Origin of the sequence: Geomonas terrae (assembly GCF_004791675.1) — a bacterium.
GTDB classification, from domain to species: Bacteria; Desulfobacterota; Desulfuromonadia; order Geobacterales; family Geobacteraceae; genus Geomonas; species Geomonas edaphica.
The window spans coordinates 1,232,520-1,245,019 of sequence record NZ_SRSC01000001.1 but is presented as its reverse complement, the minus strand read 5'-3'; the positions used below and the strand labels follow the sequence as shown (position 1 = coordinate 1,245,019).

Here is a 12,500-nt window from a genome sequence, read left to right as displayed (position 1 = left end):
GAATCTACCGCCTAGACTTCCTTCCTGAGTTTGAGCCCGACAAGGAACCGGTCACCCTCGTTGGTGAAGGGGATGATGACGCAGTCGCTGTCGGCCATCGAGTTGACCGTGTAGTCCTCTCCGGAGATGACCGTCGGGATGGAGAGGTTGATGTCGAGCCCCCCCTTGGAGAGGATCTGCTTCACGTAACCGCCGAGCATGTTCGCGATCTCGCCCAGGGCATCGTTCACGTCCTCCCCCACCTCGTCCACGTCCATCCCGAGCATGTTCGAGGTGATCCTGAGGGCCAGGTGCTGCGGGCAGTGGATGGAGAGGATGCCGGTGTAGGTCCCTGCCAGGCCGACCATGCCGGTGACCGAGCAGTGAAAGGAGGTGACGGGCTCCTTCAGGGGATAACTATCCTCGAGGGCCATCATCACCATGGTCTCGAACACCTCTTTGGTGGCGTTGATGACGTAAGTGGCCAGGTCCGCCTCCTGCAGGTGTGTCGCGGTAGCGATTTCCTGGTTGAGGGACATCATAAGAGTCCTCCGAGCTTCTCGTTCAACTGGTCTGGCGTGAACGGCTTTTTGATGCTGTCGCTGGCGCCGTTGCTGATCGCTTCCTTGAGGATGTCCTCGCCACCCTCGGTGGTGATCATGACGATCGGGGTGTTCACTCCCTTGCCCCTGACACACTTGATGAATTCGAGCCCATCCATGTTCGGCATGTTGATGTCGGACAGGATCAGGTCGATGGTTTTGCCTTCCATGGCGGAGAGCGCCTCGATGCCGTCGCCGGCCTCGTAGATGTCGTCTACCGGAAGCCCCGCCTGGCGCAGGCTGCGGGAAATGATCTTTCTCATGGTCGAGGAATCGTCCACTATCAATACGTTGCCCATGCTGTTATCCTCCTTGGCTGTTATCTATGCGCGCACACGGCGGCTTTATTTTGCTGCTGCGGTTTGGCCCGCATGGCCTTTCATTTACGGCCGATGAGTGCCTAATCGGCCGTCATCGCTGGAAACTTTAACCTTTAAATTGGCGCCTGAAGGTGGTGCGCTCCCCCTTGAGCGGCAACAAGACGGTGAAGCGGCTCCCTTTGCCGGCGGTGCTCTCGACACGGATACTGCCGCCGTGCGCTTCGACGATCGCCTTGCTGATGGTGAGCCCCAGGCCGGTCCCCTTGAAGCCGCGGGCCGCCGAGGAGCGGAAGTACTTGTTGAAGACGCGCGGCAGCTCGTTTTCCGGGATGCCGATGCCGGTGTCGGCGACCTCCACGAGCAGGCGGTCGTCCTCGACCGTGGTGCTCACGCTGATGGTGCCGCGGCGCGGGGTGAACTTCACCGCGTTGCCGATCAGGTTGGCGAAGACCCTGGCGATCTGCTTCGCGTCAAGATCGAGTGTCGGGATTCCGTCGCAGAGGTCGCTCAGGAAGTAGGAGCCGTGCACCGCCGCCTCCTGTTCCCCGTCGCGGCAGCATCCTTCGAGGAGGGCCCGGGTGTCGGTCGGTTGGCGGTCTATCTGCAAGAGGCCCGCCTCCAGGCGGTAGGCGTCCAATACGTCGTCGATCATGGAGAGCATCTTCGCGGCGCTCTTGTCCATCTCCTTCACGAACAGGTGCAGCGAGGGGTCCATCTTGGTGGGCATCTCCCCGATGAGCGCCTGCATGTACCCCATGATCACGGTAAGGGGCGACTTGAGGTCGTGGGTCATCATCGCCACGAACTCCTCGCGCTGGCGCTTCTCCTTCTTGTCCGCGCTGATGTCGCGCAGTTGGAAGAGTTCGCCCGGGGTGTCACCGGGAAACTTCGAGGAGCGGACCTGGATCACGGCGCCGTCGATGCTCACCTCCACCGGCTCGTCCTGCACGTTCTCGCTGAGCACGCGGTAGACCGGCGTCCGAAGCGGCAGCATGTCCACCCTTTTGCCGACTACCTCGGCGCGGCCGATGTGGAGGATCTCCTCCGCCCGGCGGTTCATGAGCAGTACTTTCCCGCCGGCGTCCAGGTAGACCACCCCCGAGTCGATCTCCTCAAGCAGGGAAGCGGTTATGTTTTCAAGTTGCTCCTGCATACTACCTCCACCATGGGCCTAGGCCCTGCTTGGGCTTATCGGAACCTGTCTGCATACCTTGAGCCAAAAGGACCGCAAAAGTTTACCAGAATTGTGGGAGGTTTTAGGTCAGCAGGCTGAAGGCCCGGACTGGTCGGACTGGTCGGACTGGTCGGACTGGTCGGACTGGTCGGACTGGTCGGACTGCCGGTGGGTGGCGGTCGCCGGGTGCGAGCGGGCACGGGCCGCTGGTGGGTGCGCTAGTAGATGCTGTGCGATGGCTGGCGGTGGGTGCGGCGCTGGAGAGTGTGGGGCGGTAGGTGCGATCAGCGGGGGTATCGCGCCGCTGGCGGCTAAGCCGTAGCAGGCGACGGCGTCCCCTCCCCCGCCTGCGGGCCGCATTGCGGTGGCGTAGGAGGGGGAGGGACAGGGAGGGGAAAACTACTTGCCGCCCAGCTGCAGCGGCAGGCCGTTCTGGTACCAGCCGACGATACCGTCGGTCATGTTGTAGACGTCGCGGTACCCCTTCGAGGCGAGAAAGCTCGCGGCGGTGGCGGAGCGGGCGCCCACGGCGCAGTACACGAGCACCGGCCGGTCACGCGGGATCTCCTGCACCCTGCGGTTCAGCTCGCCTAACGGGATCAGCACGGAACCTTTCAGGTGCGCCTGACGGAACTCGTCCGGGGTGCGCACATCGAGCAGGAACATCTTCTTGTTCTTCGACATCACGGCCTGCGCCTGCTTCGAGGTCACGTTGGCAAGCCCTACGGCCTGGGAGAGGGAAGCGGTGAGTACGACTACGGCAAACAAAACGGCAAACAGTCTCATCAATAATCCTCACTTATCAATTCATCTATTCTGCTTCGAGCACGTACCCCACCTGCATCGGCTTGAACCCTGCCGGGAAAGCCTGGGCGAGCCGGGCCGCCGCGTGAAACCCGGTGCAGTGCCCCGGGCAGATCTTCTTCAGTCCGTACTTCTTGAGCGCCTTTATGGTCTGATCGACCTGCGGCTGGGAGGAGAAGGCCAGGTGGCACCCTCCCACGACCCCGTAGACCCGGTCCACCCCGGTCTTCTCACGGGCATGCTCGATGGTGTTGATCATCCCGGCATGGCAGCACCCGAGAAGGATCAAAAGCCCCTTACCGGTCACGACGACGAGCGACTGGTCGTCCCTGATCTCGTCCCTCTCGCACCCCGCCTCGTCGCAGAAAAGCCCCGCGTCACCTTCCTCGAAAACGGTCCTGCGCGGTACCTCGCCGGTCAGGAAGACGCCGGGCATCACCTCGCGGAATGCGTCGCTGTAGGAGAAGACGGCCCCGAGACCGGCAAGGAATTCCTCGGAGTAGGGTACCCCCACCGAGCGGGCGGTCCCTTCGCGCACGGAGTAGCGCCGGGTGAAGATGCCGGGGTGGGCGAGTATCCTTTTCGGGCCGGCAACCTGCAGAAGCGGCCAGAGACCGCCTGCGTGGTCCCAGTGCCCGTGCGACAGCACGACCTGGTCGATCCCCTTCAGGTCGACGTTCATGCGCTGGGCGTTGTGCAAAAGCGTGTGCCCCGCCCCGGTGTCGAAGAGAAGGGAGCGGTCCCCCGCCTGCACCAACGCGGCGAAACCGTGTTCCCCCAGCGTGCCGGAGAGTGCACCGGCGGTGTTGTCGCAAAGGACCTTGATGCGGCAGATCATTTACCGCACTCCCTGGGCGGGAGCTTCGGGACGCCAAGCTTGTCCAGGATGGTCATCATCGGGCACCAGTTGGTGAAGCCCGACTGCAAAAGGTTGAGGCCGATGAAGGCGGTGAACCAGAGCCAGCGCGGATCGTGGTAATGGGCCAGCGCCAGGGAGATCAGGGTGAAGGTGCCGGCGATGAGTCTAAGCAGTCTGTCGATGTACATACAACCTCCTTGTCCGGTCACTTCTTCTGCAAGAGTTCCGCAACCTTGCCGGCGGTGTTGGCGGTGAATTCGACGCAGCGCTTCTTGCCGTTGGCGGTGAGGGCCTTGCAGCAGGTGACCCGGTACTGCTCCTTGAACCAGTGGTGCAACTCCTTCGTGAGCGCGGCGGAAAGCTTCCGGTCCTTGACCACGAGGCCTATGGCCATGGTCCCGCCGGCCACCGCGCCGCAAATGCATCCCGCCCCGGAGCCGCCGCCGAAACCGGAAGCCAGATGTACCAGTTCGTCCCCGGCCTCGGGGAGGAACTCATTTTTCACCGAAGCGAGCACCGCCTCAGCGCAATGCATCTTGCCGGAACGGTAGAACCCTTCGGCCTCGGTGGAGACCTTTTCCGCAACGGATGCGCCTTCCACATCCTCAGCAACGTTCTTTTTGAGCCAAAACACTACAACCTCCTAAGCTGCGAGCTTTTTTTGATGTTTTTCCTTCCAGGACTGCACCATGAAGTAAAGAATGGGAATGGTGATCCTGGAAAGTGTCGTCGAGGCGATCTCGCCACACATCATGGCGAGGGCGAGCCCCTGGAAAATCGGGTCGAACAGGATGACGAAGCTCCCCACCACAACGGCGGCGGCGGTGAGCAGCATGGGACGGAAGCGGACCGCGCCGGCATCGATGATCGCCTCGTCCAGCGGCATCCCCTCGCGGCGCCGCAGCTCGGCAAAATCGATGAGGATGATGGAGTTTCGCACGATGATGCCGGCCAGGGCGATGAAGCCTATCATACTGGTCGCCGTGAAGAAAGCCCCCATGATGGCGTGTCCGGGGAGGATGCCGATCAGGGTGAGCGGGATCGGCGCCATGATCACAAGCGGCGTGGTGAAGTCCTTGAACCAGGCCACCACCAAGACGTAGATGAGCACCATGACCGCGGCGAAGGCGGCGCCCAGGTCGCGGAACACCTCGTAGGTGATGTGCCACTCGCCGTCCCACTTGATGCCGGGGCGCTCCTCGCTCCAGGGCTGCGTCGCGGCGCGCTGCTCGATGTGGTAGCCGCCGGGAAGCGCTATGTTGTCGATATCCTTGTGCATCTTGAGGATGGCGTACACCGGCGCCTCGATCACCCCGGCCACGTCGCCTATCACGTACACCACGCTCTTCATGTTCTTGCGGTAGAGCGATTTTTCCTCCACCCCGCGCACCACGCGGACCAGCTCGGAAAGGGGTACGTTACCCTTGCTACCCGCGACATAGATGGAGGAGAGCGAGGAGACGTCGCTTCGGGAGCCTACCGGCAGGCGCAGGTTGATGCGCACCGGTTCCTTCTCCTGCGGCACGTGCATGATCCCCACGTCGGTCCCGCCGACGGCGAGTTTCAGGGTCTGTACCACCTGGGCCGCGTCCACCCCGGAGAGTGCCGCCTTCTCACGGTCCACCTCAAAGCGCAGCGTGGGTTGGTCGTCCTCCTGGTACCAGTCGACGTCGACGACCCCGGCGGTGTTTTTGAAGATGTCCCGGATCTTCTTCGCGATGTCGACGCGGGTTTTCTGGTCCGGCCCGTACACCTCGGCGACGAGCGTCGAGAGGACCGGCGGTCCCGGTGGGATCTCGGCCACCTTGAGGCGCGCGCCGTAGCGGTCGGTGATCGCCTTGAGCGTCGGACGGATCCTCTTCGCGATGTCGTGCGACTGGGCGGAGCGCGCCTCCTTCCCTTCCAGGTTCACCTGGATCTCGGCGACGTTCGGCCCCTGGCGCAGGTAGTAGTGGCGCACGAGGCCGTTGAAGTTGAACGGTGAGCTCGTCCCCACGTAGCTCTGGAAGTCGGTCACCTCGGGAACCTTCCTGAGCGCGTCGCCCAGTTCGGCCACCATGCGCGCGTTGTCCTCGAGCGTCGTCCCCTCCGGGGCGTCGATGATGAGCTGCAGCTCGCTCTTGTTGTCAAACGGCAGCATCTTCACCGTAACCGCCTTGAAGTAGATGAGCGAGCAGGAGACGATGAGGAGAACCACAACCGTGGTAAGGAAACCGAAGCGCACCTTCTTGTCGTGCAAAAGCCTCCCCATCATGCGGCGATAAAAGCCCGTCATCCAGCTTTCTTCCGGCGGCGCCTCGGTGCCGTAGTGCGACTCACCCTTCATGAAGCGGTAGGCGAAGTACGGCGTGACGGTCAGGGCGATGAGAAGCGAGAAGACCATGGCCATGGACGCGCCGACCGGGATCGGGCGCATGTACGGCCCCATGAGACCGCCCACGAAGCCCATCGGGAGGATGGAGGCGATGACGGCGAGGGTCGCGAGCATGGTCGGGTTGCCGATCTCGTCCACCGCACGCACTGCCGCCTCGAGCGGCTTGAACTTTGTCGTGGTGAAATAGCGGTGGATGTTCTCCACCACCACGATGGCATCGTCGACGAGGATCCCGATCGAGAAGATGAGCGCGAACAGGGTGATCCGGTTCAGCGTGTAGCCGATCCGGTTGAAGATGAACATGGTGAGCGCTAGGGTGACCGGAATCGCGATCGCCGCCACGGCGCCGGCGCGCCACCCCATGAAGACCGCGATCAGCAGAGTTACCGAGATCGCGGCGAGGAACATGTGGAAAAGGAGCTCGTTGTTCTTGTCCTTTGCCGTTTCTCCGTAGTTCCTGGTGACGGTCACCTGCATCTCGGAAGGGATCAGTTTCCCCTTCTGGAACTCGACCCGCTTCAGGAGGTCCTCGGCGACCCAGGTCGCGTTCGCACCCTTGCGCTTGGCGATGGAGACGGTGACCGCCGGGTAGTCGGCCGCGCCGCCTTTCAGATTCTTCTGCGCCGCCGCTGGCCCGAGCCCGAAGAAGACGTAGTCCTTCGGTTCCTGGACGCCGTCGGTGATCGTGGCGACATCCGAGAGGTACACCGGGCGGCCGTCCTTCACGCTGACGACGAGCCTTCCCGCGTCGGCGGGGTCGGAGATGAAGCCACCCGCCTCCAGGCTGTACTCGCGGTTACCCGAGGCGAAGGAGCCCGCGCGCTGCGAGACGTTCCCCTTATCGAGGGCCGAGGCGACGGCAAGCGGGGTGAGCCCGTAGGAGGAGAGCCGCACCGGGTCCAGGCGGACCTTGAGCTCGCGGGAAAGTCCCCCCTTGATCTCCGAGTGCGCCACGTTCTCCACCTTCTGGAGGTCGTCGCAGAGCTCGCGGGCCACCTTTCTCAGGGCATGGTGGTCGTAACGGTCCGACCAGAGGGTGAGCGAAACAATCGGGACGTCGTCGATCGACTTCGACACCACGAGCGGCTCCCCCGCGCCCGGCGGGAGGAGGTTTCGGTTGCTCATCACCTTGTTGTAGAGCTTGACGAGGGAGTCTTCCATACTCTCGCCGACCAGGAAGCGGACCGTGATGATCCCCATCCCCTGGCGGCTTGCCGAGTAGATGTACTCGACCCCGTTGATCTCCCAGATCTTCTTCTCGAAGGTGGTGACCACCCGCTCCTCGACCTCCTTGGGAGAAGAGCCGGGCATGGGGAGGTAGATGTCCACCATGGGGACGTTGATTTGCGGCTCTTCCTCGCGCGGCGTCGCGAAGACCGAGTAGAGCCCGATCAAAAGCGAAGCGGCCACGATTAGCGGCGTCAGCTTGGAATCTATGAAGGCGCGGGCGATCTTCCCCGCGAAACCCAGGTTGTTCATGCTATCTCCGATGATGGCGGTACCTTCACTTCCACCTACTGCACCTTAGCGCCGTCGACCATCTTCTCTACCCCTGCGGTGACCACCTTTTCACCGGGGGCGAGTCCGGAAAGGATCTCGACGCGACCGCCCTGGGCGCGCCCGGGCTTCACCAGGCGCAAGCGGGCGAAGCCATCGGGTGACACCACCCAGACCGAGGTAAGCGAGGAGCGCTGCACCACGGCCGCCTCCGGAACGGCAATCCCCTTCCTGGATCCGGTCTTGAAGAAGGCCTTGCCGTAGCTCCCGGAGCGAGGCCCATGGGAGGGAAGATCGACCTTGACGGTGAAGGTCCGCGTCGCGGGATCGACCACGGGCACCACCTCGGAGACACGCCCGGTGGCCGCCCCCCCCTCTACCGCGATGCCGAGCTGGTCGCCTGCCTTAACCTTGCCGAGCAGCGTCTCCGGGGCGGAAACCTCCAGACGGTACCCGTCGTCACCTTCAACGGTCAGAAGCGGCGTCCCCGGGAAGACGGTCTGCCCCGCCTCGACCTGCTTGGCAACCACCACACCGGCTATGGGAGAGGTGACCCTGCCGTAGCCCGCGACGGCGCCGGCGGCTCTCGCACCCTGGCGCGCTTGGGCGAGCCTCGCCTCGGCCCGCGCCACCCCTTGGGCGGCAACCTCCTGCTCGGTTTTTTTAGTGTCGAACTCCTGGCGGGTCACCGCCTGCTCGGCGACTAGGCGGGAGTAGCGCTCGAAGGTGACATCGGCGAGCCGCTTCTGGGCCTGCGCCTCAGAGAGCGCACGTGCCGCCTCCTCGACGCCTGAGACCGCTCCCGCTGCCGCCGCTCCGCTCTCGACCGCATCGATGGCGGCCAAAAGCTTGCCGCGACCGACCCGCTCCCCTTCCCTCACGTACACCCGGCTCACGCTCCCGGCGATACGCGCGGCGATGGGCGCGGTGTTGCGTGCCTTCACCGTACCGACCGCCTCCTGGACGTCGGCCAGATCCTCGGCCGCCACGGTAACCACGGTGGCTCCCTGCACCACGGGGGGGGCCGCGGGAGCGACGCTCTGCTCCTTCTTCGCGCCGCAACCGAAACCTGTTGCTATGGCAAGGGCAAAAAGGGCTGCCCGGTAGGCTTTCATCGCATGACCTCCTGTATTAAGACGCCGGTACGGAAATAGACCTCTGCCGTGGCGGCGTAACTGGCGTTTTCAACTTCGACAAGGTTCGCCCGGGCGCGGTCCAGGGCGGTCTCGGCATCCATCACCTCGACAAGCGGGGAGAGGCCGTTACCGAAACGCAGCGTCACCAGGCGGCGGCTCTCCTCGGCATCCCGCACCGCGGAACGGGCGCTCTCAAGCTTGAGCATCGCCTCCTGGCGGTGCAGCACGCTCTCGGTCACCTGGAGCGCGACTTCACGCCGCTCGTTTTCCAGCATCTCGGCAGCGCTTCTCTTGGAGAGCTCCGCCTGCATCTTCTCATGCGAGCGCCGCATGCCGTCGAATAGCTCCCAGCGGAGGTTGACGCCGACGTTCCAAGAATCCTTGTCGGTGCCAAGCGGCATGTCGCGGTCGTTCAACTGGTAGCTGCCGCGGGCATAGAGGGTGGGGAGGTAGGCGTTTTTCGCCTGCTTCACCGCGAGCTCGCCCCGCTCGACCGCGTTCTCTGAGGCCTTCAAGTCGGGACGGCTTTTTTGCGCGAGGGCGATCAACTGCTCCATGTCCGTCGCCGGCTCCTCCATGCGCGGCATGTCGCCGATGTCCAGCGCCCCCCCCTGCGCACCACCAACGACGAGGTTCAGCCGCATACGCGCTATGAGCAGGCCGTTTTTCGCAGCCACCACGCGCTGCTCCGCCTCGGCAACGGCTGTTGCCGTGCGCAGGCGCTCCGATTTGAGGCCGATGCCGTCCTTCTCGCGTAAGGCCGCCAGCCGGTCGTGCTCGCGCGCGTTGATGACGGACTGCTCCGCAACCTCGCGGTAGACCTGGGCCTTGCGCACTTCGAGGTAGGCCATATAGACGCGGAAGGCGATTTCCTCGCGCCTTGCCTCTTCGGACAGCGCCGCCGCCTCGGCCCCCTTGCCCGCCATTGCGACACCGTTCGAGATGCCGAAATCGAGCAGCGGCTGCTCCAGCGTCACCGCGGTTTTGAAGTCGCCTCGCGGCGAGGGGTTGTTCAGGGGATCGGCGGCGAAATCCTTGGCGGGGCTGATGCGGGCTTCATCCAGCTTCATCATGAAAACGGTGCTCGGGGTATTGGAGAGGACCGCGCCGCTTTCCAGCAACACGCGAGGCAGGTAACGGCTGCGGCTCGCCGCAACGCCCTCTTCCGCGGCCCCCTTCTCCAGCGAGGCGGCCTTGAGCAGATGGTTGCTTTCGAGGGCCAGCTTTACCGCCTGCTGCAGCGTCACCACCTCACCAAAGGCGGGCGTCGTCAGGACGGAAAAGAGCAGTGCGAGCAGCGGTGCAAACCTTCTATTCACCCGGGAAACCTCCTTGCGGGCATAGTCACTATTTTGCGTTAAGATATATTCGAATTCTTATATATATACTCCGCGGTCAATTGTCAAGGTAATAACCTTATAAGCATAGGTTAAGTAGCCTATGTCGGATTTCCCGACCTAAACATTGTAACAGCTTAGAAAGGGCACCGCCCTTTCCACATGAAAAATGTGGCGGGAATCGGGGCGGAAAGGGAACTTTCGCAAGGGGAAGGTGGATTTCGGGAAAGCCAAACAAAAAAACCGGCGCGCTCCGCAGGTGAGCGCGCCGGTCTTAACGGTGTCATTTCGGGAGGGATCAGGCGCCGGGCTGGTCGAGCAGGTAGTGTCCGACATAGTTCTTGGAGAACTGCAGCGCGGTGCGGCCGCAGCGCTTGGTCTTGTCGTGTGACCACTGGATTGCTTCCAGCTCCAGTTCCTTGCTCCAGGGAATGGTGACGTTGCGGCTCTTAGCCTCGCGCTCGACGCACTGGCGCACCGCGTCAAGATAGCGGTCCTGGGTGAAGACATGGAAGGCGACCCAGAGGCCGAAGCGGTCCGAGAGGGAGACCTTCTCCTCCATCGCCTCGCTCTCCTGCAGCTCGCCGTTCACGTATTTGCCGCCGAGCAGGTCGGTGTTGTACTGGGGGAGCAGGTGGCGCCGGTTCGAGGTGACGTAAATGAGGACGTTTTCCGGCGCGCAGTAAACCGAGCCGTCCAGGGCGCTTTTCAGCATCTTGTAGGAGAGTTCGCCGATCTCGAAGGTGAGGTCGTCGCACAAAAGTATGAAACGGTAGGGCTGGTCCTCGACGGCGCTGAAAATCTCGGAGAGGTAGATGAGGTCCTCCTTCTCTACCTGGATCACGCGCAGCCCCTCAGCGGCGAATTCGTTCAGGAGCGCCTTGACCATGGAGGATTTGCCGGTGCCGCGCGAGCCCCAAAGGAGTGCGTTGTTGGCCGGGAGCCCCTTCACGAACTGGCGCGTGTTGCTGACCATGATCTCCTTTTGCTTCTCGCACCCGAGAAGGTCGTCGAGCTTCGTCTGGTCGGTGACCTTCACCGCCTCGAGGTAACCCGAAAAGGAGTGACGACGCCAGTTAGCGGCGTGGCAGGTTTCCCAGTTGACCGCCTTCACGGCCTTGGGGAGTAACATTTCTACAGAGCTCAGCACGCGTTCGAGCTGGGCCACGACTTCCGGTTTCAGATTCAGCATGTACGTTTCCGTCCCCCGTGTGGTGGGTCCCGGACCGGCTGTTTGCTGACATGAAACAACCGCGTCCCGGTAACCCCCGGTAATTTTGTCCATTCTGTATACGTTATCGGGCATGGGCGTGTCAAATTAAAACAATGTGTCAATTGGATGGAACCCGGCTGCGGCAGAGGACCCAAGCGCTCACCCCGGGCAGGACGAGGCCGGTGCGGGCAAGAACTATCATCATGGCGTTCTCCAGTTGCAAAAGACAGGCGAGGAGCCTGCTTACGAGTCCGCCGAGGGGGGAAGCGCCCGGGTCCTGCGTCCCCTCCCATTTGGTGCACCGGTCGATCAGGAACTTCGGGATGAGGAGGGAGCCGAAGAGGTAGCCCGAGGAGAGGACGGTGAGACCGGACGCTGCAGCGACCTCCCTCAGTTCCTTAAGGCGATAGCGCCGGTAGCGACCGAGGAACCAGTCCCTTCCGCTGAAGAGCGACGGGAAGGCCGGCACAGTGATGAGGACATGCCCCCCGGCCGCAACGTGCTGCCATACCAACCGTTTGAGAAACCGCCGGTCCTCTTCGACGCGCTCCAGAACGTCCACCAGCAGGGTGAGCTCGAAGCGCCTCCCCGCAGCGGGGAGGTCCGGCACGTAGATCACCCCCCGAGCCGGCACCAGCCGCGCGACCGTCGCTTCGGTAAGGTCGGTGACCACGGCGGTGACGCGGATGCCGGGCGAGACCGAACAGAGAGACCTGCTGAGGTATCCGTCCCCGCAGTCGACGTCGAGGATACTCATGCCGTCGCGCAGATTTCCCCCGAGCAGCGTCGCGACGGCGCGCGCCCGCGCCACTTCCCACGGCCCCCTCGCGTTTACTGCCGCCTCGTCGCCGGGTGCCACGGCTAAAACCTCAGCTCGCAGTTCAAGCCGGCGCCGGAGCCGGTGACCTGCGGGCGCAGCGAAAGTTTTTTGAAAAGCGAGGTGACGCCCGCAGTCTTTGCGGCCGAAGGGCGCAGTTGGTCGTAGTGCAGGAGTCTCGGAAGGAGGTAGCCGGAGAAGAGCACGGTGGCGGCTCCGGCGAGAACATCGGTGGCGTAGTGGTGGTCAGCAGTGATGCGGGCGACGCCCGCGGCATCGGGGAGCACCGCAGCCGGCCCTGGCAGGGTAGCCGTGGCGGGGGTGAGAAGAAGAGCCATCGCGATATGGTGCAGGGCGGATTTGACCATAGGCAATATTAAATATTACC

14 protein-coding genes are annotated in these 12,500 nt (G+C 63.2%); all 14 read right to left on the bottom strand.

What is annotated here, in order from left to right:
• Positions 1-11: 11 nt before the first annotated feature.
• The 14 genes from E4633_RS05290 to E4633_RS05225 all read right to left on the bottom strand — a co-directional run bounded on the left by E4633_RS05290 (position 12) and on the right by E4633_RS05225 (position 12,480).
• Positions 12-521, bottom strand: coding sequence for a chemotaxis protein CheX (locus E4633_RS05290; RefSeq protein WP_407925344.1), 510 nt, complete (start codon positions 519-521; stop codon positions 12-14).
• Positions 518-880, bottom strand: coding sequence for a response regulator (locus E4633_RS05285; RefSeq protein WP_129124856.1), 363 nt, complete (start codon positions 878-880; stop codon positions 518-520). The genes E4633_RS05290 and E4633_RS05285 overlap by 4 nt, the downstream gene beginning before the upstream one ends.
• Before the next feature lie 127 nt (positions 881-1,007).
• Positions 1,008-2,054: a sensor histidine kinase gene (locus tag E4633_RS05280; protein ID WP_135869193.1), complete on the bottom strand. Its 1,047-nt coding sequence runs from the start codon at positions 2,052-2,054 to the stop codon at positions 1,008-1,010.
• A 108-nt stretch (positions 2,055-2,162) separates the two neighbouring features.
• Complete coding sequence (locus E4633_RS05275; protein ID WP_135869192.1) at positions 2,163-2,435, bottom strand: hypothetical protein; 273 nt, start codon at positions 2,433-2,435, stop codon at positions 2,163-2,165.
• A gap of 39 nt (positions 2,436-2,474) precedes the next feature.
• Positions 2,475-2,861: a rhodanese-like domain-containing protein gene (locus E4633_RS05270; RefSeq protein WP_135869191.1), complete on the bottom strand. Its 387-nt coding sequence runs from the start codon at positions 2,859-2,861 to the stop codon at positions 2,475-2,477.
• 25 nt (positions 2,862-2,886) lie between these two features.
• A complete protein-coding gene (locus E4633_RS05265) occupies positions 2,887-3,717 on the bottom strand; it encodes an MBL fold metallo-hydrolase (protein ID WP_135869190.1) in 831 nt (276 codons plus the stop codon).
• Positions 3,714-3,926 (bottom strand): YgaP family membrane protein, encoded by a 213-nt coding sequence (locus E4633_RS05260; protein WP_129124860.1) that lies wholly within the window; start codon positions 3,924-3,926, stop codon positions 3,714-3,716. Before E4633_RS05260 ends, E4633_RS05265 begins: the two co-directional genes overlap by 4 nt.
• A gap of 17 nt (positions 3,927-3,943) precedes the next feature.
• Positions 3,944-4,372, bottom strand: coding sequence for a C-GCAxxG-C-C family protein (locus E4633_RS05255; RefSeq protein WP_198419387.1), 429 nt, complete (start codon positions 4,370-4,372; stop codon positions 3,944-3,946).
• A 9-nt stretch (positions 4,373-4,381) separates the two neighbouring features.
• The gene (locus E4633_RS05250) at positions 4,382-7,591 is read right to left on the bottom strand and encodes an efflux RND transporter permease subunit (RefSeq protein WP_135869189.1); all 3,210 of its coding nucleotides are present in this window, start codon (positions 7,589-7,591) and stop codon (positions 4,382-4,384) included.
• A gap of 35 nt (positions 7,592-7,626) precedes the next feature.
• Positions 7,627-8,724: an efflux RND transporter periplasmic adaptor subunit gene (locus E4633_RS05245; protein WP_135869188.1), complete on the bottom strand. Its 1,098-nt coding sequence runs from the start codon at positions 8,722-8,724 to the stop codon at positions 7,627-7,629.
• On the bottom strand, positions 8,721-10,064 hold the full coding sequence (locus E4633_RS05240; protein ID WP_135869187.1) for a TolC family protein: 1,344 nt from the start codon (positions 10,062-10,064) through the stop codon (positions 8,721-8,723). Before E4633_RS05240 ends, E4633_RS05245 begins: the two co-directional genes overlap by 4 nt.
• 316 nt (positions 10,065-10,380) lie before the next feature.
• Positions 10,381-11,274: an ATP-binding protein gene (locus E4633_RS05235; protein ID WP_135869186.1), complete on the bottom strand. Its 894-nt coding sequence runs from the start codon at positions 11,272-11,274 to the stop codon at positions 10,381-10,383.
• Between the two features lie 139 nt (positions 11,275-11,413).
• Entirely contained in the window at positions 11,414-12,154 is a 741-nt protein-coding gene (locus E4633_RS05230; protein WP_246037913.1) for a class I SAM-dependent methyltransferase, read from the bottom strand.
• Between the two features lie 2 nt (positions 12,155-12,156).
• Positions 12,157-12,480: a phosphatase PAP2 family protein gene (locus E4633_RS05225; protein WP_162604939.1), complete on the bottom strand. Its 324-nt coding sequence runs from the start codon at positions 12,478-12,480 to the stop codon at positions 12,157-12,159.
• Positions 12,481-12,500 lie beyond the last annotated feature (20 nt).

What these genes read in the sequence shown, in the direction of transcription:
- E4633_RS05260 (WP_129124860.1), bottom strand. Translation starts at nt 3,926, where the DNA reads ATGTACATCGACAGACTGCTTAGACTCATCGCCGGCACCTTCACCCTG.
- E4633_RS05235 (WP_135869186.1), bottom strand. Translation starts at nt 11,274, where the DNA reads ATGCTGAATCTGAAACCGGAAGTCGTGGCCCAGCTCGAACGCGTGCTG.
- E4633_RS05250 (WP_135869189.1), bottom strand. Translation starts at nt 7,591, where the DNA reads ATGAACAACCTGGGTTTCGCGGGGAAGATCGCCCGCGCCTTCATAGAT.
- E4633_RS05225 (WP_162604939.1), bottom strand. Translation starts at nt 12,480, where the DNA reads ATGGTCAAATCCGCCCTGCACCATATCGCGATGGCTCTTCTTCTCACC.
- E4633_RS05265 (WP_135869190.1), bottom strand. Translation starts at nt 3,717, where the DNA reads ATGATCTGCCGCATCAAGGTCCTTTGCGACAACACCGCCGGTGCACTC.
- E4633_RS05280 (WP_135869193.1), bottom strand. Translation starts at nt 2,054, where the DNA reads ATGCAGGAGCAACTTGAAAACATAACCGCTTCCCTGCTTGAGGAGATC.
- E4633_RS05270 (WP_135869191.1), bottom strand. Translation starts at nt 2,861, where the DNA reads ATGAGACTGTTTGCCGTTTTGTTTGCCGTAGTCGTACTCACCGCTTCC.
- E4633_RS05245 (WP_135869188.1), bottom strand. Translation starts at nt 8,724, where the DNA reads ATGAAAGCCTACCGGGCAGCCCTTTTTGCCCTTGCCATAGCAACAGGT.
- E4633_RS05290 (WP_407925344.1), bottom strand. Translation starts at nt 521, where the DNA reads ATGATGTCCCTCAACCAGGAAATCGCTACCGCGACACACCTGCAGGAG.
- E4633_RS05275 (WP_135869192.1), bottom strand. Translation starts at nt 2,435, where the DNA reads ATGCGGCCCGCAGGCGGGGGAGGGGACGCCGTCGCCTGCTACGGCTTA.
- E4633_RS05285 (WP_129124856.1), bottom strand. Translation starts at nt 880, where the DNA reads ATGGGCAACGTATTGATAGTGGACGATTCCTCGACCATGAGAAAGATC.